Origin of the sequence: Pseudomonas helmanticensis (assembly GCF_900182985.1) — a bacterium.
In the GTDB taxonomy this organism is placed as follows: Bacteria; Pseudomonadota; Gammaproteobacteria; order Pseudomonadales; family Pseudomonadaceae; genus Aquipseudomonas; species Aquipseudomonas helmanticensis.
On sequence record NZ_FXUY01000001.1, the window covers coordinates 392,676 to 414,246 of the forward strand.

21 protein-coding genes and 1 pseudogene are annotated in these 21,571 nt (G+C 59.5%); 11 read left to right on the forward strand and 11 right to left on the reverse strand.

Features of this window, described 5'->3' with window-relative positions; genetic code table 11:
• Window positions 1-35: 35 nt before the first annotated feature.
• Together QOL84_RS01975 and QOL84_RS01980 are read right to left on the reverse strand one after the other, a co-directional pair.
• Window positions 36-1,349, reverse strand: coding sequence for an ATP-binding protein (locus tag QOL84_RS01975; protein ID WP_283435966.1), 1,314 nt, complete (start codon window positions 1,347-1,349; stop codon window positions 36-38).
• On the reverse strand, window positions 1,346-2,086 hold the full coding sequence (locus tag QOL84_RS01980) for a response regulator (RefSeq protein ID WP_064392669.1): 741 nt from the start codon (window positions 2,084-2,086) through the stop codon (window positions 1,346-1,348). The genes QOL84_RS01975 and QOL84_RS01980 overlap by 4 nt, the downstream gene beginning before the upstream one ends.
• Before the next feature lie 295 nt (window positions 2,087-2,381).
• Between QOL84_RS01980 and QOL84_RS01985 the strand changes: the two genes are divergently transcribed.
• Window positions 2,382-2,588, forward strand: a complete 207-nt coding sequence (locus QOL84_RS01985) for a hypothetical protein (RefSeq protein ID WP_283435967.1) — start codon at window positions 2,382-2,384, stop codon at window positions 2,586-2,588.
• 48 nt (window positions 2,589-2,636) lie between these two features.
• Window positions 2,637-3,848, forward strand: coding sequence for a cytochrome c biogenesis protein DipZ (locus QOL84_RS01990; RefSeq protein WP_283435968.1), 1,212 nt, complete (start codon window positions 2,637-2,639; stop codon window positions 3,846-3,848).
• Between the two features lie 8 nt (window positions 3,849-3,856).
• On the opposite strand, the gene QOL84_RS01995 is transcribed toward QOL84_RS01990, so the two are convergent.
• Entirely contained in the window at window positions 3,857-4,318 is a 462-nt protein-coding gene (locus tag QOL84_RS01995; RefSeq protein WP_283435969.1) for a GNAT family N-acetyltransferase, read from the reverse strand.
• A 225-nt stretch (window positions 4,319-4,543) separates the two neighbouring features.
• Here QOL84_RS01995 and QOL84_RS02000 point away from each other — a divergent pair, with 225 nt between their 5' ends.
• Both QOL84_RS02000 and QOL84_RS02005 read left to right on the forward strand, forming a co-directional pair.
• On the forward strand, window positions 4,544-4,816 hold the full coding sequence (locus tag QOL84_RS02000) for a DUF4242 domain-containing protein (RefSeq protein WP_129394553.1): 273 nt from the start codon (window positions 4,544-4,546) through the stop codon (window positions 4,814-4,816).
• Between the two features lie 33 nt (window positions 4,817-4,849).
• Entirely contained in the window at window positions 4,850-5,662 is an 813-nt protein-coding gene (locus QOL84_RS02005) for a class I SAM-dependent methyltransferase (protein WP_283435970.1), read from the forward strand.
• A 135-nt stretch (window positions 5,663-5,797) separates the two neighbouring features.
• On the opposite strand, the gene pcsA is transcribed toward QOL84_RS02005, so the two are convergent.
• Entirely contained in the window at window positions 5,798-6,520 is a 723-nt protein-coding gene (pcsA, locus tag QOL84_RS02010; RefSeq protein WP_283435971.1) for a phosphatidylcholine synthase, read from the reverse strand.
• Between the two features lie 261 nt (window positions 6,521-6,781).
• Between pcsA and QOL84_RS02015 the strand changes: the two genes are divergently transcribed.
• Window positions 6,782-7,540 (forward strand): tellurite resistance TerB family protein, encoded by a 759-nt coding sequence (locus tag QOL84_RS02015; protein ID WP_283435972.1) that lies wholly within the window; start codon window positions 6,782-6,784, stop codon window positions 7,538-7,540.
• A 91-nt stretch (window positions 7,541-7,631) separates the two neighbouring features.
• Here QOL84_RS02015 and QOL84_RS02020 read toward each other — a convergent pair whose 3' ends face one another.
• Window positions 7,632-8,090, reverse strand: coding sequence for an REP-associated tyrosine transposase (locus tag QOL84_RS02020; protein WP_283435973.1), 459 nt, complete (start codon window positions 8,088-8,090; stop codon window positions 7,632-7,634).
• A gap of 301 nt (window positions 8,091-8,391) precedes the next feature.
• Here QOL84_RS02020 and QOL84_RS02025 point away from each other — a divergent pair, with 301 nt between their 5' ends.
• Genes QOL84_RS02025 through ligD form a run of 3 tightly spaced genes read left to right on the forward strand, consistent with a single transcriptional unit; the run spans window position 8,392 to window position 13,357 of the window.
• Window positions 8,392-9,768: an iron-containing redox enzyme family protein gene (locus tag QOL84_RS02025; RefSeq protein WP_283435974.1), complete on the forward strand. Its 1,377-nt coding sequence runs from the start codon at window positions 8,392-8,394 to the stop codon at window positions 9,766-9,768.
• An 11-nt stretch (window positions 9,769-9,779) separates the two neighbouring features.
• Complete coding sequence (locus tag QOL84_RS02030) at window positions 9,780-10,733, forward strand: methyltransferase (RefSeq protein ID WP_283435975.1); 954 nt, start codon at window positions 9,780-9,782, stop codon at window positions 10,731-10,733.
• Between the two features lie 17 nt (window positions 10,734-10,750).
• Entirely contained in the window at window positions 10,751-13,357 is a 2,607-nt protein-coding gene (gene ligD / locus QOL84_RS02035) for a DNA ligase D (protein WP_283435976.1), read from the forward strand.
• Here the strand turns inward: ligD and QOL84_RS02040 are convergent, their stop codons facing one another.
• From QOL84_RS02040 to sodC, 3 genes are all read right to left on the reverse strand, one after another.
• On the reverse strand, window positions 13,358-13,759 hold the full coding sequence (locus QOL84_RS02040) for a hypothetical protein (RefSeq protein ID WP_283435977.1): 402 nt from the start codon (window positions 13,757-13,759) through the stop codon (window positions 13,358-13,360). It lies immediately after the preceding gene.
• Window positions 13,760-13,839: 80 nt separating this feature from the next.
• Window positions 13,840-14,154 carry a DUF2388 domain-containing protein gene (locus QOL84_RS02045; protein WP_122594408.1) on the reverse strand — a complete coding sequence of 105 codons (315 nt, stop codon included), beginning with the start codon at window positions 14,152-14,154 and terminating at the stop codon, window positions 13,840-13,842.
• 160 nt (window positions 14,155-14,314) lie between these two features.
• Window positions 14,315-14,836: a superoxide dismutase [Cu-Zn] SodC gene (sodC, locus tag QOL84_RS02050; protein WP_283435978.1), complete on the reverse strand. Its 522-nt coding sequence runs from the start codon at window positions 14,834-14,836 to the stop codon at window positions 14,315-14,317.
• Window positions 14,837-15,084: 248 nt separating this feature from the next.
• On the opposite strand from sodC, the pseudogene QOL84_RS29445 reads away from it, so the two are divergent.
• Together QOL84_RS29445 and QOL84_RS29450 are read left to right on the forward strand one after the other, a co-directional pair.
• Window positions 15,085-15,840: pseudogene (locus tag QOL84_RS29445) on the forward strand (MCP four helix bundle domain-containing protein); the annotation flags it as partial.
• A gap of 132 nt (window positions 15,841-15,972) precedes the next feature.
• Window positions 15,973-16,698 carry a methyl-accepting chemotaxis protein gene (locus QOL84_RS29450; RefSeq protein WP_400774242.1) on the forward strand — a complete coding sequence of 242 codons (726 nt, stop codon included), beginning with the start codon at window positions 15,973-15,975 and terminating at the stop codon, window positions 16,696-16,698.
• A 166-nt stretch (window positions 16,699-16,864) separates the two neighbouring features.
• Here the strand turns inward: QOL84_RS29450 and QOL84_RS02060 are convergent, their stop codons facing one another.
• Window positions 16,865-17,296 (reverse strand): nuclear transport factor 2 family protein, encoded by a 432-nt coding sequence (locus QOL84_RS02060; RefSeq protein ID WP_283435980.1) that lies wholly within the window; start codon window positions 17,294-17,296, stop codon window positions 16,865-16,867.
• 538 nt (window positions 17,297-17,834) lie between these two features.
• Between QOL84_RS02060 and mqo the strand changes: the two genes are divergently transcribed.
• Complete coding sequence (mqo, locus tag QOL84_RS02065) at window positions 17,835-19,481, forward strand: malate dehydrogenase (quinone) (protein WP_129394541.1); 1,647 nt, start codon at window positions 17,835-17,837, stop codon at window positions 19,479-19,481.
• 572 nt (window positions 19,482-20,053) lie between these two features.
• Here mqo and QOL84_RS02070 read toward each other — a convergent pair.
• Together QOL84_RS02070 and QOL84_RS02075 are read right to left on the reverse strand one after the other, a co-directional pair.
• Complete coding sequence (locus QOL84_RS02070) at window positions 20,054-20,482, reverse strand: nuclear transport factor 2 family protein (RefSeq protein WP_283435981.1); 429 nt, start codon at window positions 20,480-20,482, stop codon at window positions 20,054-20,056.
• 451 nt (window positions 20,483-20,933) lie between these two features.
• A complete protein-coding gene (locus QOL84_RS02075) occupies window positions 20,934-21,536 on the reverse strand; it encodes a hypothetical protein (RefSeq protein WP_283435982.1) in 603 nt (200 codons plus the stop codon).
• Window positions 21,537-21,571 lie beyond the last annotated feature (35 nt).

The window sequence follows — 21,571 nt, forward strand, 5'->3', positions numbered from 1 at the left end:
TGACTGACGGGACGCTATCGCGAGCAGGGTCACTCCTACAGGTTTTGCTGCAGCGGCAATTTCAGCTCGGCGCAGAGGCCGCCACCCTGGCGATTGCTCAAGGTCAACGAGCCGCCCAGCGCCATCGCCAATTGCTGGGCGATGGCCAGGCCAAGCCCTGTGCCGCCAGTGCTGCGATTGCGCGAATTTTCCACGCGATAGAACGGTTCCATCACTTTTGCCAGTTGCGTTTCGGCGATGCCCGGGCCGCGATCCATGACGGTAATCGCCAGGCTGCCCTTGTTCGCTTCGACCCAGACTTCGGCGCTGCCGGCGAATTTCAGCGCGTTGTCGGTGAGATTGACCAACACCCGGCGCAGCGCATGCGGGCGGGTGTCGACCACCACTTCGCTCTTGCCCACCAACTGCACATTCTTGCCCATGTCCTGATAGTCGAACACCAGACTTTCGAGGAATGAATCCATGTTGGTGCGCCGGCTTTCTTCGGTCGAGCCATGAATGCTGCGGGCATAGGCCACGCCTTCGCGCACCAGATGCTCCATCTCGCCGAGGTCATTGCACAGTTTGTCTTTTTCCACTGAGTCGTCCATGAACTCGGCGCGCAGTTTCATCCGCGTGATCGGGGTTTGCAGGTCATGGGAAATCGCTGCCAGCAGTTGCATGCGTTCCTTCAGATACGCGGCGATCCGCGCCTGCATCGCGTTGAACGCACGCGCCGCGTACACCACTTCAGTCGGGCCTTGTTCGTGCAGATTGATCGGATGCGCATTGGGGTCGAGGGTTTCCACCGCATTGGCCAGACGCGTGAGCGGACGGATGGCGATGCGCACCGCCAGCCAGGTGCAGGCAATCATCAACGCCAACTGCCCGAGCAGCACCACCGGCAACCACGGCGACAGCGGCACCATCGCCGGGCGCACATCGATGGTCACCGGGCTGCCGTCGCTCAGGCGCAAATGCCCCTGAAAATGTTTTTGCGCGCCGGCAATATCGCTGAAGGTCAGCGGGTATTGCTCACCGATGGCCTCGGTGATCGAGGTGACGGCAATCGGCACATTGTCTGAGGCAATCGGCGTGCCCGCTTCGCCCTCGCTCAGCAGATAGCCGTAATTGGCCCGCGCCAGACGTTGCAGCCAGGCCGGACGCTCTTCGGCGGGCAAACGGTCGAGGATGGCGATCGAGGTCGAAACGTCGGTTTCGAGGTTGCCGAGCATGGTGTTCTTCGCGCTCTGGTAACGCTCGTAATACTGCGCGCCGAATGACAGCGCCTGGGCGAGGATCAGCCCTATCAGGAAAATCAGCGACAGCCGCGAGGCGAGGGTGCGCGGCCAGTGCAGGTTCAGCTTCATGCCGGGGCACCGAGGATCTCGACCGGCAGCGAAAACACATAACCTTCGCTGCGCACGGTCTTGATATAGGCCGGCTCGCGCGCATCGTCGAGCAGACGCTGACGCAAGCGGCTGACCAGCAAATCGATCGAGCGGTCGAACAGGTCGGCGTCGCGGCCCTGGGTCAGGTTGAGCAACTGATCGCGGCTGAGCACACGTTGCGGATGATCGAGAAACACCCGCAGCAAACGGTATTCGGCGCCACTCAGCGCGACCATGGTGCCGTCCTTGTCGAGCAAATGGCGCGCCGAGGTGTCCAGTTGCCAACGACCGAACGCCAGTAACCGCCCGGCTTCGGTAACCACCAGATTGGGCGGCAGCATGCGCGTGCGCCGAAGCACAGCGTTGATCCGCGCGAGCAGTTCACGGGCGGCGAAGGGTTTGGTCAGATAGTCATCGGCGCCCATTTCCAGACCGATGATGCGATCGGTTTCATCGTTGCGCGCGGTCAGCATCAGCACTGGCGTGGCTTTGTGTTTGCCCACGCGCAATTCCCGGCACAGCTGCAGGCCATCGTCGCCCGGCATCATGATGTCGAGGACGATCAGGTCGACGGTATTGGCTTCGAGAAAACTGCGCATCTGTCGGCCATCGGCGACCACCGTGGTGCGCAGGCCGTTTTTCTTCAGGTAGTTGCCGACCAGCTCGCGGATCTCGCGGTCGTCGTCAACGATGAGAATGTGATCGACATGTTCCATCGCCCAGAACCTCTATCAAAGGGAATGCCGTGCAGTCTACCGAGCCTTTGCCGGCGCGCCTGCCTGCCTTTGTATTGCAGTGTATCTGCGGTGACAACCGATACACGGAAACGCAAATACCTGGTTTTTTCAGGGTTCTGTATCGCTGTGTATCCCCGCTCGGCATGGATACACAGCGATTTACCCGCGCCGTTTGCCGACACATCCGTGATACCTCGCGGGCTTCAAATGAGCGCCATCGAGGCCTCCACCGAGCGCCTCGACTCAACTCCACTGAAGCCTTGAGGAAAACGCCATGAACAAACTCTCACGTTTATTGACCGCCAGCGCTTTTGCCTGCGCCGGTTTTGCCGCCCATGCCAACGCTGCGGTTGAACAGCATAGCTGCCACAGCGGCAGCTGCTTTCAACTGACGCCGCTGGTCAATGCTGATGACCTGGTTGTCGAAAACGGCGCAAGCCGCACGCCGCAGAGCCTTTGGCTGGAAAGCCAGAACGCTTGAAGCCCTGGCCTCAGTCAGACCGTGCCCATTCACCTTGAGTGATCGACCATGTACCTCATCGCATTTCTCGGCGGTCTGCTGACCGTCCTCAGTCCCTGCATCCTGCCGGTGGTGCCGTTCCTGTTTGCCGGCGCCAATCGCAAGCGCTCGGCGATCCTGCTGACCTTGGCCGGCATGGCCCTGACTTTTGCCCTGATTTCCAGCCTGGCCGTGGTCAGCAGCGAGTGGGTGATTCAGGCCAGCAACAGCAGTCGTCACCTCGCGTTGATCGTAATGATGTTGTTTGCCTTGTCGTTGATTTCCGCACGCATCGGTGACTGGTTGACGCGGCCGTTTGTGGCGCTCGGCAACTGTCTCGATGCAGACACGCGCAAAAACGCCGGGCCGCTGACATCGCTCCTGCTCGGCGTCGCCACCGGTCTGCTGTGGGCGCCCTGCGCCGGGCCGATTCTCGGTGTGATCCTGACTGGCGCGATGGTGCATGGCGCCAATGCGCACACCAGCCTGTTGTTGCTGGCTTATGGCGCGGGCAGCGCCTTGTCGTTGGCAACGCTGATTTTTGCCGGTCGCGGCCTGGTCAATCGGCTCAAACCGTCGATCCCGCTTACCGGTTGGTTGCGGCGCGGAGCCGGTGTTGCAGTGCTTGCTGCAGCAGTGCTGATTGCCACGGGAGCGGACAAAACCCTGCTTGCCGGCACCTCTTCGACAGGCGTCGCGACGGTCGAGAGCAGCGTGCTGGAAAACCTGCCGAAAGCGCTCGACTACTTCATCAGCAAAGTGAAGGCCGATTCCATGCCGCACGCAAGCAAGGGGGGGATGCCGCCGCTGTCCGGTGCTGTGCAATGGCTCAATTCGCCCGAACCGAGCGCGCAATCGCTGCGCGGCAAAGTGGTGCTGGTGGATTTTTGGACCTACGACTGCATCAACTGCCAGCACACGCTGCCGTATGTCAAAGACTGGGCGCAGAAGTACCAGAAGGATGGCCTGGTGGTCATCGGCGTGCACACCCCGGAGTACGGCTACGAGCGGATCATCGACAACGTCAGGGATCAGGTCGCGAAACTCGGCATCACCTACCCGGTGGCGATCGATAACAACTACGCGATCTGGCGCAGCTTCGACAACCAGTACTGGCCGGCGCATTACCTGATTGATGCCAAGGGGCAGGTGCGCTACAGCCACTTCGGCGAGGGACGTTATGCAGAGCAGGAACAAATGATCAGGCAACTGCTGCAAGAGGCCAAAGCACCATCCGCCTGATCAAAAGCTCAGAGGTCGCGCACCATGAGCCAATGTTGATTATCCCAGGCGCGGAAGTCTTCCAGCGTCTGCCAGCCGCGTTTGGCGTAGTAGTCCTGTTTGTTCTGCGTGTGCAAATACAGTCGTTTCAGTCCGCGCCTTTGCGCTTCATCGCAGACGCCTTCGATCAACTGTTCCGCCAGACCTTGTCCGCGCGCCTGTGGGTCGACGAAAACGCAGGCCAGCCACGGGCCGAGGTCAGGCCGATGGGCGAGATCATCACGAGCCAGCGCGGCACCGCCGATCAATCGGTCACCGTCGAAGGCGATCAGGCACGACCACTCGCCATTGCTCTGGCCATCGGCAAATTCGCGCTGCCATTCGGCCAACGGTTGATGGGCATATTCGTAGTGGAACTGCTGGTGAATCCAGGCGGCATACGTGTCGCTGTGATGCATGTGGCCGGTGAGCCAGTCGAGTTGCAGTGACATCGGTCGAGTCCGTTGCGTTGGCGAACGCGCATCAAAAACCAATGTCCGGCACTTGGCAATCCCGACGGTGTTGCAGCGGCTTAACAGTTTGCCGCCACTCATCGGCAAAGCCGCTGTTTTGCGCGGTTGCCGGACGATTGGCAGGGACGCCGAGCGGCCTCGGCGCGATAGTGCTGAAGCAGGGTCACTGCCGGCTCTGCCACATAACAAGACTGCGAGGTTGCCATGCCGAAATTCGTGATTGAACGCGAGATTCCAGGGGCCGGAAAGCTGTCGGAAGCAGAACTCCAGGCCGTGTCGCAAACGTCCTGCCAGGCGTTGCGTCAACTTGGCCCACAGGTGCAGTGGCTACAGAGTTACGTCACCGCCGATAAAATCTACTGCGTCTATATCGCCCCTGATGAGGAGCAGGTGCGCGAGCACGCCAGGCTCGGAGGATTCCCGGCCAATAGCGTGGCGCGGGTGATAACGGTCATCGACCCGACCACCGCCGAATGACCATCGTCCCGACTTGCAGCGGAGCTCGACCTCATGAGTACACCGATTGATCTCACTGCCTTGAAGGAACGCCAGAAAGTCGCTTGGGCCAGTGGCGACTACGCCGTGATCGGCACCACGCTGCAAATCGTCGGCGAAAACCTCGCCGAAGCCTGCAACCTGCTGTGCGATGAAGCGGTGCTGGATGTCGCTGCCGGCAATGGCAATGCGACGCTGGCGGCGGCGCGGCGTGGCTGTCTGGTGACCTCGACCGATTACGTCGCAGGCCTGCTGGAAAGGGGCCAGGATCGCGCCCGGGCCGAGCATCTGGACGTGACGTTCCAGGTCGCCGATGCCGAAGCCTTGCCGTTTGCCGATGACAGTTTTGATGCCGTGCTGTCGACATTTGGCGTGATGTTCGCGCCGGATCAGACCAAGGCTGCTGGCGAGTTGGGGCGAGTTTGTCGCCGAGGCGGGCGTATCGGTCTGGCCAACTGGACGCCGGAAGGCTTCGTCGGCCAGATGTTCAAGATCCTCGGCCACCATCTGCCACCGCCCGTCGGTGCGCAACCGCCATCGAACTGGGGCTCGGACGCTTGGCTGCACAAACACTTCGATGACCGCGATTTTCTGGTGCGCGTAACCCGGCGCGAGTTCAACTTCCGCTATCGCTCGGCGGCGCACTTCATCGACATCTTTCGCCATTGGTACGGGCCGGTGCACAAGGCTTTCGCGGTGCTGCCGCCGGAAAGCGCGCAGGCGCTGGAAAGCGATCTGGCGGATTTGCTCAATCGCATGAACCGGGCGGGGGAGGGATCGCTGGTGGTGCCGAGCGAGTATCTGGAGGTGGTGATCAGTAAACGCTAACTCAGAACGCACGAAGATCCCCTGTAGGAGTGAGCCTGCTCGCGATAACGGTCTTTCAGCTGAATATCTTTGATAGACAGACCGCTATCGCGAGCAGGCTCACTCCTACATCTGAATTCAGGTATGGCTGCGAGGTTATTTCACGGGCGGCCGCTCAAACCATTCCAGCGCCGTGCGCCAGATGCAGATCCCGAGGAAATATGCCGACATCAGCAACCACAGCCCCATCACCAGCGGGTTTATCACTGGGTGCTGGAGCACCAGCGACAGGCTGCACAGCAACCAGATCGCCGTCACCGCGATGTTGATCGGCATGAAGCGGCGCACGCGGAAGGGGTGCAGAAATTTCATTTGCGTTACGGTCAGCAGCGCCAGGCCGATCACGGTCAGAAAGGTGATCCACGGCTCCGGGCCGATGATGTACAGGCACAGGGCAACGACATTCCACGCGGCCGGGAACCCGACGAAATAGTTGTCCTTGCTCTTCATGTTGACGTTGCAGAAGCAGAACAGCGACGACACCAGAATCAGCGACACCGTCAGCAGCAGGGTGTAGTCGGGCAGGGGAATGTAGCGATAGATGAACAGCGCCGGAATGAACACGTACGTCAGGTAATCGATCACCAGGTCGAGGATCGAACCGTCGAAACTCGGTAGCACCGATTGCACGTTGACCTTGCGTGCCAACGCACCGTCGAGGCCGTCGACGATCAGCGCGACGCCGAGCCACATCAGGCAGTGGGTCGGCTGGTTTTCCAGCAGGGCGAGGGTGGCCAGGAATGCAGTGACCACGCCAGTCGCAGTAAAACCATGGGCGCCCCATGCTTTGAGCCTGGCGATGTGTACGGTCGATATCACGGGGGCGTTCTCCAGAAAAATGAAGCAGGCCGGGTATCACCCTTGGGCAGCAAGGGCGCCGGCAAACCGGGTCGGGGTTGCAGCTATCGACCGGTTTGGCCGGGATAAGGTTCACCCTCCTTGAATCTTAGCTGGCCACGGAAAAATTACGCGAGGGAAATACCCTGGCGGATTCAGCGTCAGCCCAACGGTGCTGGCGCTCCGGCCGCAGCGGTCTATCGTTGCCAGACGCAGTCACGGCCTTAGCCTGAGGATGACGTCATGAACACCAGCGATTTGCTCGAACAACTGCTGCGAGGCCAGGCCTCGGCGGGACAACAAACCAGCGCCTCGACCGGTGATGGCCTCGGCGGGCTCGGCGGCTTGCTGGGCGGTCTGCTGGGTGGCGCTGACGCCAGCGGCTCGCGCGGTGGTTCTGCGGGCGGTGGGCTTGGCGGTCTGGGTGGTTTGCTCGGCGGCCTGCTGGGTGGTGGTGCTGGCGGGTTGGGCGGCGCCTTGGGTGGCGGAGGCGGTACGCAAAGTCGCTCCGGTGGCAGCAATTACGCGGCGCTGGCATCACTGGGGATGATGGCGTACCAGGCTTATCAAGCCTGGCAACGCAGCCAGGCGAGCGCGGCGCCGCAACAGCTGCCGCAAACGGCCAATCTGCTCGCCGGTCCCGATGTCGAAGAACACAGCCACGCGGTGCTGCGCGCGTTGATTGCGGCAGCCAAGGCGGACGGGCGCATCGATGAAAACGAGAAACACCTGATCAGCAGCGAAATCGGCAAGCACACCGACGACCCGCAGTTGCAGCAATGGCTCGATGCGGAAGTCGCCAAGCCGCTGGACGCGAGCGAAGTGGCTCAGGCAGCGAATGGCGATCCGGCAATCGCCGCTGAGATGTACGCGGCGAGTGTGTTGCTGGTGGATGATCAGCAGGACGCTGAGCGCAGTTATCTGGACGCGTTGGCGGCGGCGTTGCGGATTGATCCTGAGTTACAGGTGCATCTGGAGCAGCAGGCCAAGGGGCAGGCCTGAGGCGAAAGTCAGAAGTCAAAAGATCGCAGCCTTCGGCAGCTCCTACAGGGGGAGCGTGTTCGCGCAAAACGCGGCTGCGATCTTTTGATCTTCAAATCCAAACCGCATCCCAGAGCGGGTAATCCCCCAACCGCTGCACCAGCCCGGCCCGCAAAGGGTTCATGACGATATATCGCGCGACACTCTTGAGATTTTCCTCCCGACGCAACGCCCGTTCGTGATAACCGCGCTGCCATAACCGCCCCTGACTATTGCGTTTGAGATTGATAGAACGGCAACTCCGCGATTTGACCCGGCACATAAGCGCCGCCAATGTGCCTCGTCTCAGTTCAACCAGCCAATGCAGATGATCTGGCATCACAACGAACGCCAGTGACTTGACCATTCCCTCGTCATTGGCCGCACGCATCTGTTCAACCAATAGTCTTCCCAACTTCCAATCTGAAAACACCGACTGACGTTCGTGAACAACTGCAGTGAGCAGATAAATATGTCCAACCTCGCTATATCGTCCTTTGCGCAATCCACACGCTTTTGCCGCTACAGGCATTCCTTTGCCCTCCAAAACCTAACGTCCCTAAACCATAGCCAATCCTCACCTACACACCGATCCAACCCATTGCACGATGTAACCCTGTAGGAGCTGCCGCAGGCTGCGATCTTTTGATCTTGATTCTGATTTTAAAAAACAGGATCAAAAGATCGCAGCCTTCGGCAGCTCCTACAGGGGGAGTTCGGTGGCCGTCCGTCCGGGCAATTTTCACGTCGATTGAATTTTTCGCAGGCGCAGCCTCTCTGCTGCTGTAGAGGCGTGTGAATCAGCGCCCTGCCAACCGACCGAGATCATTGCCATGACTGTCCTGACACGCCTGCAAGCTGCGCCGGCCCAACTGCAATCGATGAATTGCGCGGGGAACATACGGCCGATTTATCAAGCCCTGTTGGACGAGGAAAACCCGCAACCGCTCGCTCAAGCGTTCTTGCAGGAGCACCTGCAACACGCCGCGCAACTGCCCGACCCGCTGCCGCAAGACCCCGCCACGTGGCACGCCTGGGTGACCGCGCATTGCGCTGATGTCGCCGGGCAATACGCCCAATACCTGCAACAACGCAAAGCCGGCGGGCCACGGCAGTTCTTCGCCTGCAAGGCGCAGGCGCTGTATTTTCTGCAAGCCGTGGCGCCGACCAAACTGGTCGACGGCGCGTGGCTTTGCGGCCTGTTGCCACACTGGCAGGATCCACGCTTCGCGGGCTTGCTGTGCACCTATCTGGAAGAATTGGGCGAGGGTAATCCTGCGCAGAATCATGTGGTGATCTACCGCAAACTGCTGGCTGAACACGATTTGCAGGACAGCACTGCGATTGCCGATGAGCGCTACCTGCAAGGTGCGTTGCAATTGGCCCTTGGCGCCTGCGCGGCGGATTATCTGCCGGAGGTGATCGGTTACAACCTCGGCTACGAACAGTTGCCGTTGCACTTGTTGATCAGCAGTTATGAACTCAGTGAGCTGGGCATCGATCCGTATTACTTCACCCTGCATGTGACCATCGACAACGCCAGCACCGGCCACGCGCAAAAGGCCGTGCAGGCGGTACTCGACCTGCTGCCGATCGAGGCGGATCGCGCCGATTTCCTGCGCCGGGTGTCGTTGGGCTATCGACTCAATGACCTGGGGCAGGGCAGCCGCGCGATCATTGAAGGGTTTGATCTCGAACGTGAGCTGCTGGCGATGTTCGAGCGCAAGCGCCCGTTCGGCCAGCACATGCATTCCGACTATTGCCGCTTCGAAGGGCAGACCGTCAATCAATGGCTGAGCGCTCCAGAGCGATTGCCGGGGTTCCTCCAGGCGTTGCAGAACAAGGGCTGGATCAAGCGCAATGAAGACCCGCAAGGCAGCCGCTTCTTCCAACTGATCGACGGCGATGGCGCGGCGATGTTCGGGGTTTTCAGCGCTTATGAAAAGCAACTGATCCACGACTGGATTGCCGCCGACTGGACGAGCCCGAACGCACCGAAAACCGTGCGGCGTCACACCCAGTCTTCGGCGCCATTGCCGGTCTGCGATGAGGATCCGGATGTCCAGCAGCTCAACGCGTCCCTGGAGGGCAAGGACGGAATCGCGCAAATGCCGATCCTGATTCCCTGGCTCGCGCCCGCGCGTCACGCGCATCCGGCCGGGCTGCTCGCCACCCGCCGGTTTATCGAACTGAAATCGCGACTGCCTTAAGGACCTTGCCCATGAATCAGGAAGAACAGCTGTGCGCCAACGATCTTGCGCTGCTGCAATTGGGCCGGCGTTTGCAGGCTGACAACTATCGTTTCATCACCCCGACGCCGCTGACTCATCAGCGCGTCAACCAACGCGCCGAGGGCCAGCCGGCTGACTGCCTGCGTGATGTCTTTGGCTGGTCGCGGCCGTTCGAGCCGGGCTTGTTGTCTGCCGATGAACAACGCCAATTGCAGGACGCGCAGATTCTCGATGCCTGCGAGGGGCGCTTGAAGAGTCGCGTGCGCTGGTCAAGCCTCGATGACTTGCTGTTCGTGCATTCTGCGTTTCCCACCGATGCGGCGGACGCGGTGTTCTTCGGCCCCGACACTTACCGTTTCGCCCAACTCATCCAAGCGCATCTGCAGCAGAACTTCGCAACGATCCGGCGTGCGGTAGACATTGGTTGTGGCGCTGGCGTCGGTGCGATCCTGATTGGCCGTGCCCGCCGCGAGGCGCAAGTGCTGGCGCTGGACATCAATCCCGCCGCGTTGCGCCTGACCACGATCAATGCCGCGCTGGCGGAGGTGGCCAATGTCGAAGCACGCGCCAGCGATCTGTTGCAGGGGGTCGATGGCGAGTTCGACCTGATCGTCGCCAACCCACCGTACATGGCCGATCCGGCAGCTCGCGCCTATCGCCACGGCGGCGGCACGCTGGGCGCAGGGCTGTCGCTGCGCATCGTCGAACAGGCGCTGAATCGGCTGACCCCCGGCGGCTCGCTGCTGCTTTATACCGGGGTGGCAATGGTCGACGGCCGCGATCCGTTTCTCGACACGGTGTTGCCACGGCTGGACGCCAAGCGCTTCGGCTGGACTTACCGTGAACTTGATCCCGATGTGTTCGGCGAGGAGCTGCTCAATCCTGGCTATCAACGGGTCGACCGGATCGCCGTGGTTGCGCTGACCGTAACCCGAATTGGCTGAAGCAAGGCAGGTGCGCGATGAACAGGAACCTCGATGATTACAACCGCATGCGCGATTTTTCAGCGACTTCGGAACCGGCGGCAGTCAAGCGCTCCGGCAGCAAAAGCGCCAAGGATCACGCCTTGCAGTTCTGTATCCAGAAGCACGACGCTTCGCACCTGCACTACGACTTTCGCCTGGAACTCGATGGCGCGCTGAAGAGTTGGGCGGTACCGAAGGGGCCATCGCTCGATCCCAAGGTCAAGCGTCTGGCGGTGCATGTCGAAGACCATCCCCTCGATTACGCGACCTTCGAGGGCTGCATTCCCGAAGGGCATTACGGTGCCGGAGATGTGATCGTCTGGGATCGCGGCGTGTGGATTCCGCAGGAAGATCCGCACAAGGCCTACGCCAAGGGCAAGCTCAAGTTCGAGCTGCAAGGCGAGAAGCTCGGCGGGATCTGGAACCTGGTGCGCACGCACATGCCGGGCAAGAAGGAGCAGTGGTTTCTGATCAAGCATCAGGACAGCGCCGCGCGGCCGCAGGATGACTACGACGTGTTGGTGGCCGAGCCGAACAGTGTGTTGAGTGAGCGCACGATAGTCGGTAAACCCAAACTCGCTGCCGAGCAAAGCAAACCGGCGAAGCAAGTCCCGGCCAAGCCCCGCAAGCAGGCCAGTGGAAAACTGACCGGGGCGCACAAAGCCAAACTGCCCGCGCAGCTCAAACCGGAACTGGCGACGTTGGTCGACAGCGCGCCGCAAGGGCAGTGGAGCTATGAGATCAAGTTCGACGGCTATCGGATCATGGCGCGCATCGATCATGACCAGGTGCAACTGTTCACCCGCAACGGCCACGACTGGACGCATAAACTGCCGCAACAGGCCGAGGCCCTTGCCGCGCTGGGGCTGGAGTCAGCTTGGCTGGACGGCGAAATGGTCGTCGCCAACGAACACGGGGTGCCGGACTTTCAGGCGCTGCAAAACGCCTTCGAAGTCGGGCGTAGCGCTAACATTCTCTACTACCTGTTTGATCTGCCGTATCTCAACGGCGTCGACTTGCGCGAAGTGCCAGTCGAGGAGCGGCGCGCCGCGCTGGCGACCATCCTCGGCACGCAGAAAAATCCGCTGCTGCGCTTCTCCGAAGCTTTTGACGAAACCCCGGACGCCTTGCTCAACAGCGCCTGCCAGATGCAGATGGAGGGCCTGATCGGCAAGCGCCTCGGCTCTCCTTATGTCTCGCGGCGCAGTAGCGACTGGATCAAGCTCAAGTGCAAACATCGGCAAGAATTCGTCGTGGTCGGCTACACCGAACCGAAAGGCTCGCGCAGTGCCTTCGGGGCCTTGTTGCTGGGGCTGCATGATCGCGACAGCGGCGAGCTGCGTTACGCCGGCAAGGTTGGCACCGGGTTCAACGAGGCGACGTTGAAAAGCATCCTCGCCAAACTGAAACCGTTGCAGGCGAAGACAGCGGCAGTGGTCAATCCACCCAGTGGCTTCGAAGCCAAAGGCGTGCACTGGCTGAAGCCGAAGCTCTTGGCAGAAGTGGCGTTTGCCGAGATGACCAAGGACGGCTCGGTACGCCATGCTGTGTTCCATGGTCTGCGTGATGACAAACCGGCCAAGGACATCACTGAGGAGCGAGCGAAGCCCGTGAAGACTTCAGAGAAGAAAACCACCGCGAAAAAACCAGCGAAAGAAGCCCCCGCCAAACAAGCTTCTACGGCTGACACCAGCAATGCGCCGTCGCAACTCGGTGTGGCCAGCGGCAAAGTGCGCATCACCCACCCGGATCGCGTGATCGACGCTGTCAGCGGCATCACCAAAATGCAATTGGCCGAGTATTACGCCAGTGTCGCCGAATGGATTCTGCCGCAGCTCAAAGAGCGCCCGGTGGCGCTGGTGCGCGCTCCGGACGGTATTGCCGGCGAACTGTTTTTCCAGAAAAACGCCGAACGCCTGGCAATCCCCGGCATCACCACCCTGGACAAAGACGTTACCGGTCAACCGGTGATGCTCATCAACAACGCCGAAGCCTTGATCGGCGCCGTGCAGATGAGCACTGTCGAGTTGCACACCTGGAACGCTACGACCGTCGATCTGGATAAGCCAGATCGCTTCGTTCTCGACCTCGACCCGGATCCGGCACTGCCTTGGAAAAGCATGGTTGAAGCCACCGCGCTGACCCTGACCGTGCTGGATGAGTTGGGACTCAAGGCGTTTCTCAAGACCAGTGGCGGCAAGGGCATTCATCTGGTCGTGCCAATCACGCGCAAACTTGGCTGGGATGAGGTCAAGGACTTCAGCCATGCGATTGTCAGCCACATGGCCAAGCTGTTGCCGGAGCGGATTTCGGCGGTGTCCGGGCCGAAAAACCGTGTCGGGCGGATCTTCATCGATTACCTGCGCAACGGTCTTGGCGCCACCACCATTTGTGCTTACTCGGCGCGCACGCGTGAAGGTTTGCCGGTGTCAGTGCCGTTGTTCCGTGAGGAAGTCGCCGAGATCAAGGGCGGTAATCAATGGAACGTGCACAACGTCCATGAGCGCCTGGCTGAAGTCGGTGATGAACCGTGGGCGGACATGAAGAAAACCCGCCAGAGCATCACCGCCGAGATGCGCAAACGGGTCGGCATGAAGAAGTGATCAAGTGTCGCGCAGCAAGTCGTGCGCGTTGAGCAGTTCGAAAGCAATTTGCGGATGATTTTCCAGGCCGCGGCGAATCGCTGCCGGAATCGCCGCGCGGGTCTTGCGACACAATCCTGGCAAGGCGTCGATCTGAATGGCGATGCCGCGCATCGTCCGCACTTCATTGAATCCCGGCGCGACTTCCACGCGAATGCCCAATTGGTCAAACATGCGCTGTTGCAGTCGTTTGAGGTCGTCGAGATCCTTGAGCATTTCCAGACGCGCGAGCAAGCGTTTTTCTTCCTCGCGGGTCAGGCGCAGGATGCGCAAGTCCGCACCGGGCGTCTCCAGCAACGGGTCGCGCCCGCAAATGCAGGCGCCGGGCGGGCAGGGTGAGCGCAATGGCGCAGTGGTCGTCATGGCCTCCATCATAGAGGCCGTCGGACAGTTTTGCCTATGCGCGTTCAGCGGCCGTCCATCGGCTGCCGGGTCCCTGAACGCTACTGATTGAGGCCTTCGTAATGCACCAGAATCGCGTTGGCGAGGTCTTCATCGCTGGCGTTGAGGCCAGGGTTGTCCTGGCGCACCTGCTGCAGCACCGACTCGAGATAAACCCCACGGATGGCCCCGCCACTGGCGACAAATGCAGACAAGTCGTCACGGGCCGGGATCACCATTTTGTGATCCTTGAAGGTCGAGTACAGCGACGCGGAGACACCGGCCGAAGTGGCGACATCGCCCGCGTCGACGCGAGCCAGCGCCGAGCCGACCGGCAGGCATAAGAGTAAAGAAGAAACGAGCACTAACTTGCGCATGACGGTGTTCCTCCACAAGCGCGAAGCAAAAAGGGAAGGACTACATAATGTGAGAGGGGCGCGTTGGAGCGGAGTTCCGTGGCGTGAAAAAGTCCGTGTGATTGCAAAACCGACGCGGGCAACGCCGTTGCGGGTTGCCCGCGTCTTCATCGCGGGGAAATCAGATGACTCCGCAGGCCATGCGATCGCCGCCACCACCCAAAGGTTTTGGCATGTCCGAATGATTGTCGCTACCGGCATGGATCATCAGCGCGTGGCCTTTGACTTCGGAGATTTTCTTCAGGCGCGGCGCCAGCACCGGATAGCTGGCGATGCCGTCAGCGCTGACATAGACCGCCGGCAAGTCACCCAAGTGGCCATCGGCATAAGGGCCGAGGTGTTTGCCGGTTTTCTGCGGGTCGAAGTGCCCGCCGGCAGCCAGTGCGGCGCCTTTGACGCCATCCTTCATGCCGGCTTCGCAACTGCCGTTTTCATGCACATGAAAACCGTGCACGCCGGCCGGCAACGATTTCAGCTCGGGCGTGAACAACAGACCATACGGCGTCTCACTGATGGTGATGGAGCCAATCGCTTGCGGGGCGCCATCGGCGCTGACCAGATTGATGGCAACTTTTTCCGTCGCCGCCTGAGCGGTGCCGATGGCGAAGGTACCGAGCAAACCCAACCACAGTGCGCGTTTCATAAGCGTTTCCTTTTGCTGTAACGAGTTTTTTGAACGGGGGACTTGATAGCCCAGCGGTATTAACCAGCGATGAAGGCATGTCCGGGGGCGTTGCAAAGTGAGACTTGCCGCTCAATCCGAAAGTTTTATGGCGGTTACCGCGTCAGGCGGACATCTGCTGACACGCTCTGGCGCAGCAGACCGGTGCAAATAGGCTTAACTCAAGGTCTGACGAGCGTTTTCGGGCGCACCCCAAGGAGGAAAACACGGTGTCGATCAAACTGCGTTTAGTGTTGCTGATTGTTACCAGCCTGCTCACGGCCTTGATCGTCAGCCTGGTCAGCTACGTCGGCAACCAGCGGATGGCCGCCGCGGTGAGCGACAACGCGGTCAGCATGAGCGCGCTGCGCAACCACATGGAGGCGGACATGATGCACGACGCCCTGCGCGCCGATGTCTACTCGGCGATGCTGGTGGGGTTGGGCAAGAGCACCAGCACGGCGGCAGAAGTGCGCAAGTCGATCGACGAACACGCGGGGCATTTTCGCGAAGTGCTCGACGAAAACCTCAAGTTGCCGATCAATCCTGCGTTGCGCACGGCGCTGGAGCAGATAAAGCCAAGCCTCGACACCTACATCAACGCGGGCGAGCGGATTGTCGGCCTGGCGCTGGACAACCCGGATACCGCGCAGCAGGAACTTGGCACCTTCAATAACGCATTTGGCCAGCTCGAAGAGCAGATGGCGGCTTTGAGTGAGCTGATCGAAACCAATACCCGGCAGACCAGCGCTGGCACTGAAGCCGCGATCCGTAATGCCAACCTCGCGCTCGGTGTGGTGTTGCTTGCCGGGCTGTTGCTGCTATTGATCGAAGGACGCTGGGTGATCCGCAGCATCATGGGGCCACTGAAAACCGCCAGCCGTATCGCCGAAAGCATCGCTCACGGCAACCTCGGCGAAGCGATTATCGAGCCGTCCGGCAAGGATGAGGCGAGCGCGCTGATTCGCACGTTGGCGACCATGCAGCGCGACCTGCGCAACATGATCGACGTGGTGCGCAGCAATGCCCACGGCGTCAGCGGCATGAGTGCACAGCTCAGTCAGGGCTGCCATCAGGTCGCCGACAGCAGCCAGCAACAAAGCGTTGCCGCGAGCACCATGGCCGCGGCCGCCAGCCAGATGACCGCGAGCATCGAGGAAATCACCCGTCACGCCGAGCGCGCCCTGAGCATGGCCAACCAGGCCGAATCCCTGGCGAAAGAGGGCGGAGGGGTGATTCATCAAGTGGTCAGCGACATGGACGACATCGCTCGCTCGGCGCAACAGTCGGCGCAGGTGATTCGCACGCTGGATCAGGAATCGGAAGGCATCTTCAACATCATTCAGGTGATCAAGAGCATTGCCGACCAGACCAACCTGCTGGCGCTCAACGCTGCGATCGAGGCGGCTCGCGCCGGTGAACAGGGTAGGGGCTTTGCGGTGGTGGCGGATGAGGTGCGCAGTCTGGCGGCGCGCACCAGTGCCTCGACGCAAGAGATCGCGGCGATGGTCGCGCGCATTCAAAACAGCACCCGTGAGGCGGTCAGCAGCATGGAGGCGGGGGTGGCACAGGTCGACAAGGGCATGGCGGTGACGGCTGACGTCGAACGCGCGATCCGCGAAATCCTCGAAGCGACCTTGAGCACCACGCAACTGGTCAATGACATTACCCGCACGATTGGCGAGCAGAGTCAGGCCAGTAACGAAATCGCCCATCAGGTGGAAATGATTGCCGGGATGTCCGAGGGCAACAGCCGGGTGATCGGGCAGACGGCGAATACTACCGATGAGCTGTCCAGCCTGGCGGGGCAGTTGGCGCAATCGGTGGACCGGTTTCGGTTGTGACCGGAGATTTGTATTGTCTGGGTGGCCGCCATCGCGAGCAGGCTCACTCCTACAAGGGGCGCGGCGGTACGTATATCCCATACACGCCCCCGATTCCTTGTAGGAGTGAGCCTGCTCGCGATGACGCCAGCCCAGTCAACATCCATTCAGGCCAGATAAATTTCAATCAAAACTTGAACGCCTGCCGCCCCACCAGCAGCCACTTGCCATCCTGCTTCTGCCAGACCTGAAAGTTCTCGATCTCGGTCGGTATCACTTCAGTGCCCTTCAATGCCTGCGCAGAAAAGTGGTGGCGCACCAACGCGGTATCGCCAGACAAGGTGATGGTCTGCTTCTGCATCTCTAGCGTTTTGAACGCACTTTTGCCGGTTTCGATATCTGCGATGAATTCTTTCTTGTCCTGAATCTTGCCGCTGGAATGGCCGTAAGTCAGGTTGGGCGCGGTCAGGGCATTCAGCTCGGCGATGTTCTTGTGCAGCATCGCCTGGGTCAAATGATCGACGGCCTGGGCGACGTCATTCTCCGCCGGAGCAGGGGCGGCCAGGGTGTAACCGCTGAAGGCGCAGAGAAAACCGATCAGGAGGCGGGTGTTATTCATGGAAGGTATTTCCTTGTTGTTATGGGTTTGATGACTGATTGATTCAATATGTGAATTCATCAGTCATCGTACAACTTAGCAGCTTCTTGATTGATTGGGCAGCGTTGCCAGGGGCTTGGACGGCTATAACCACAGCCGCAACGCTGAAAGGCTTCAGTCAGAGCCTGCACCAGGGTCATGTTCGGCGATTGACGGCCGATAAGTCCCTGAGCGGAAAAGGACTCTCAAGTCGGGAACAGACGCGCGGGTTTGCCCTGACGTGATATTCTTCGCGCCAACTTGGTTTGACCTAATTCAGTTTGCTTGCCTTCGGGCGGGCTGACGGAATCCCTGTCGCTCAAGTAGCTGAAGCCAATAATGATAAGAAGTCAGTTCAGAAGGGACATTAACTGAGGTCGATGCAGCACGTCGGCCTTGTGTGCCCACCCGTCAAAATTGAAGTGTGCCGCAATCCCAGACGCTAGCCTGAGCGTCATCAAAGCGGATCGCATACAGATAACAGCGGCGGGCGGAAGGCGTTTTATCATAGGTGCAACAGATGTTTAAAAAAGTGAACACAGCCCTGCTGGGTCTGGCCTTGGCGATGGGGATGACATCCGCCAATGCTGACGAAGCAAAGAAAGTCGACGTTCTGCTGATCGGCGGCGGCATCATGAGCACCACCCTGGGTGTGTGGATCAATGAGCTGGAGCCAAGCTGGTCGATGGAAATGGTCGAGCGCCTCGATGGCGTCGCCCTCGAAAGCTCTAACGGCTGGAACAACGCCGGTACCGGTCACTCGGCTCTGGCTGAGCTGAACTACACCCCGGAAGACGACAAAGGCAACGTGACGATCCCGAAAGCGGTCGAGATCAACGAAGCGTTCCAGGTGTCGCGTCAGTTCTGGGCGTGGCAGGTTCAGCAAGGCGTTCTGAAGAACCCTCGCTCGTTCATCAACACCACTCCGCACATGAGCTTCGTGTGGGGCGATGACAACATCAAGTTCCTGAAAAAGCGCTACGAAGCCCTGCAAGCGAGCCCGCTGTTCGCCGGCATGCAGTACTCCGAAGACCCGGCTGTGATCAAGAAGTGGGTTCCGCTGATGATGGAAGGGCGTGACCCGAACCAGAAAATCGCGGCCACCTGGAGCCCGCTGGGTACCGACATGAACTTCGGCGAAATCACCCGCCAGTTCGCTGCCCACCTGCAAACCAAGCCTAACTTCGATCTGAAACTGTCGAGCGAAGTCGAGGACATCACCAAGAACGCCGACGGCACCTGGCGCGTCAGCTACAAAAACCTGAAAGACGGCACTAAAACCGAAACCGACGCCAAGTTCGTGTTCATCGGCGCTGGCGGCGGTGCACTGCACCTGCTGCAGAAGTCGGGCATTCCTGAAGCCAAGGAATACGCTGGCTTCCCGGTCGGTGGTTCGTTCCTGGTGACCGATAACCCGGCCATCGCTGAACAGCACCTGGCCAAGGCCTACGGTAAAGCTTCGGTTGGCGCACCGCCGATGTCGGTTCCGCACCTGGACACCCGTGTTCTGGACGGCAAGCGCGTGATCCTGTTTGGCCCATTCGCGACCTTCAGCACCAAGTTCCTCAAGGAAGGCTCGTACCTGGACCTGCTGACCAGCACCACCACCCACAACATCTGGCCTATGACCAAGGTCGGCATCAAGGAATACCCGCTGGTCGAGTACCTTGCTGGCCAACTGATGCTGTCGGATGAAGACCGCATGAACGCGCTGAAGGAATACTTCCCGAACGCCAAAGCCGAAGACTGGCGCCTGTGGCAAGCCGGCCAACGCGTGCAAATCATCAAGCGTGATGAAGCCGCTGGCGGCGTCCTGAAACTGGGCACCGAAATCGTTGCCGCGCAAGACGGCTCCATCGCCGGCCTGCTGGGCGCATCGCCAGGCGCGTCGACCGCTGCACCGATCATGCTGAGTGTGCTGCAGAAAGTCTTCAAAGACAAAGTGGCTAGCCCAGAGTGGCAAACCAAGCTGCACCAGATCGTTCCAAGCTACGGCACTCAGCTGAACAGCGATCCAGCCAAAGTGGCTGCAGAATGGGCTTACACCGCCAAAATCCTCGAACTGCCGACGCCTCCGGTGATCGGTCAGGTAGCTGCTCCGGCCGCACCGGCCGCTGGAAAAGCTGAAGCGCCGAAGGAAAACGCTGCACGTGACATGGCTCTGTAACTAGACGCCATTCGCACAAAAGCCCACTGAACCGGTAACGGTCAGTGGGCTTTTTTGTGGGCCAGATTAATGAATGATCTGGATCTTGAACATCATGAAATGGGAAGGTTTCATTGTTTTCTATGGGTAGACAGGATCTGTAACGTACCACTGTGAATAGATTGCCGCCGTTCCTATTCTATCTCCTCTGTCTTTTTTGCAAAGATCGCAAATACAGGTGAATTTGTGTTCCTGTTTAACTGGTTTTTCCGCGAATCGGTTGCTGGATCCGCCTGATTCTTCGACGGGTTGTTTCACGCCTGGGGCTTGTTTCCAAATATCTTCTTCGAAGAATGACATTTTTATTCTCCACGTTATTACGGGCTGAAAAACAGTCGAAGTTCTGGCATGGAATTTTCGACTTAATCTGAGAATATCCAAGTTTGTTTTTTTTACACCTGTCATATTTGACAGGTTTTTATACTGGTTTCATGTGTGAAGGTTTTTTAATGGAATAAGTAATGTGAGAGGCAAAGTGGTCTTTGGTAAAGTTGCGTAGTGTTCAAGCATCAAGTTCACGGAACCGGCGGCGGTCAGGGTTTTGCGTTTGCCAGATACGCACCAAGGCGACGCCCCATTTCTTCGCCGAGGGCCTGCAACCCGCTCAACGGCCGCACCATCACTTCAAACTCGACGATCTTCCCGGCCTCATCAAAGCGAATCATGTCGATGCCCTTCAGCTCCTTCGTCCCGACCTTGGCACTGAATTCCAGAACCACGTTCAGACCATCGGCCGTCACCAGTTCACGGTGGTATTTGAAGTCTTCGAACACGTTGAACACGGTATTGAGGATCATCGACACCACTTGCGCGCCGGAGTAGGGCGTATGGGCCATGGGTGAGCGGAATACCGCATTGGGGTCAAGCAGTTCGGGCAGGGCTTTGAGGTTGCCGGTGCGGATCATCTGGTGCCAGCGGTTCAGGGATTCGGCGACGTTGGCTTGCAGATTGAGGTCGGTCATCTTCACTCCGGTTTTTTTCCAGTTGTTCTCGCGGTGACCAAGACTCTAGAGCAAAGCGCCGACAGGGCAACCTTGTCATGGCAACCTGAATGTCACCCTATGAAAAGCCTATGTAGGAGCTGTCGAGTGAAACGAGGCTGCGATCTTTTGATTTTGTTTTTCAAGATCAAAAGATCGCAGCCTCGTTTCACTCGACAGCTCCTACAGGATCAGATGTGCATCTGATATGTATTTTTCAGTGCGATCTGCCTCTGTAACCGGCGCAGTCATCGGCTCAGAATAGCCCCGTAGTCCGGTCACTCGCGGCAGTCCTTCATCCCGAAGCGTCCGGTGCACCGCAAGCTCGGCATTGAGGAGAGCAATATGAACAAGATGGCGTTTTTTCTGGGTGGATTCCTGACACTGACCATTCTGATCGGCTTGCTCGCGACCATTTCTCCGGTCTGAGCCTTCAACAGTTGAATATCGGGAAATAGCGCTCTTCGCGTTTCTTGAAATGGATCGGCGCGGTGTTGATTTTCTCACCGTTCAGGTACAGCTCGGGCAACGTCAGGATGAAGTCGCCCAGATCACCTTTGCCCAAGGGGCTTCCGGGGTGCTGGACATCGCGTACTTCAGGGGCGCGCGGATCGAAGCCGGTTTTCAGGCGTTCGATACTGAATTGATAGGTTTTTCCGTTGGCCAACTGCACGGTTGCCATCGGCGAAGAGGCGCTGATCCACAGCGGTACTTTGAGTTGTGTCTCGGATTGACCCTGAGGGGGAAGTGCACGGCGAGGCGAATATTCCATATACAGCTGTGTGGAAAGTCGTACCTCGGTTTCCGTCACTGCGGCTCCTGGCGGCCAGGTCTCGCCTCCCGGCAACGAGACGTGAACCAGCAGGAAAACCCAGTTCAGCTCGTTTGATGTCGTTGTGAAACGCATCGCCGTTTGCGGCCCAGGGCAGGTCGGATAAAGGAGCGTCGGGCGACCTGCTGTCGATTCGGGATACATCAGCGGGCCAGCGCTACAGGCGGCGAGCAGCGGAAACAATAGACAGGCGAGACGTTTCAAACGGCCACTCCGTGATGGTTATCTTGCCGCTCGAG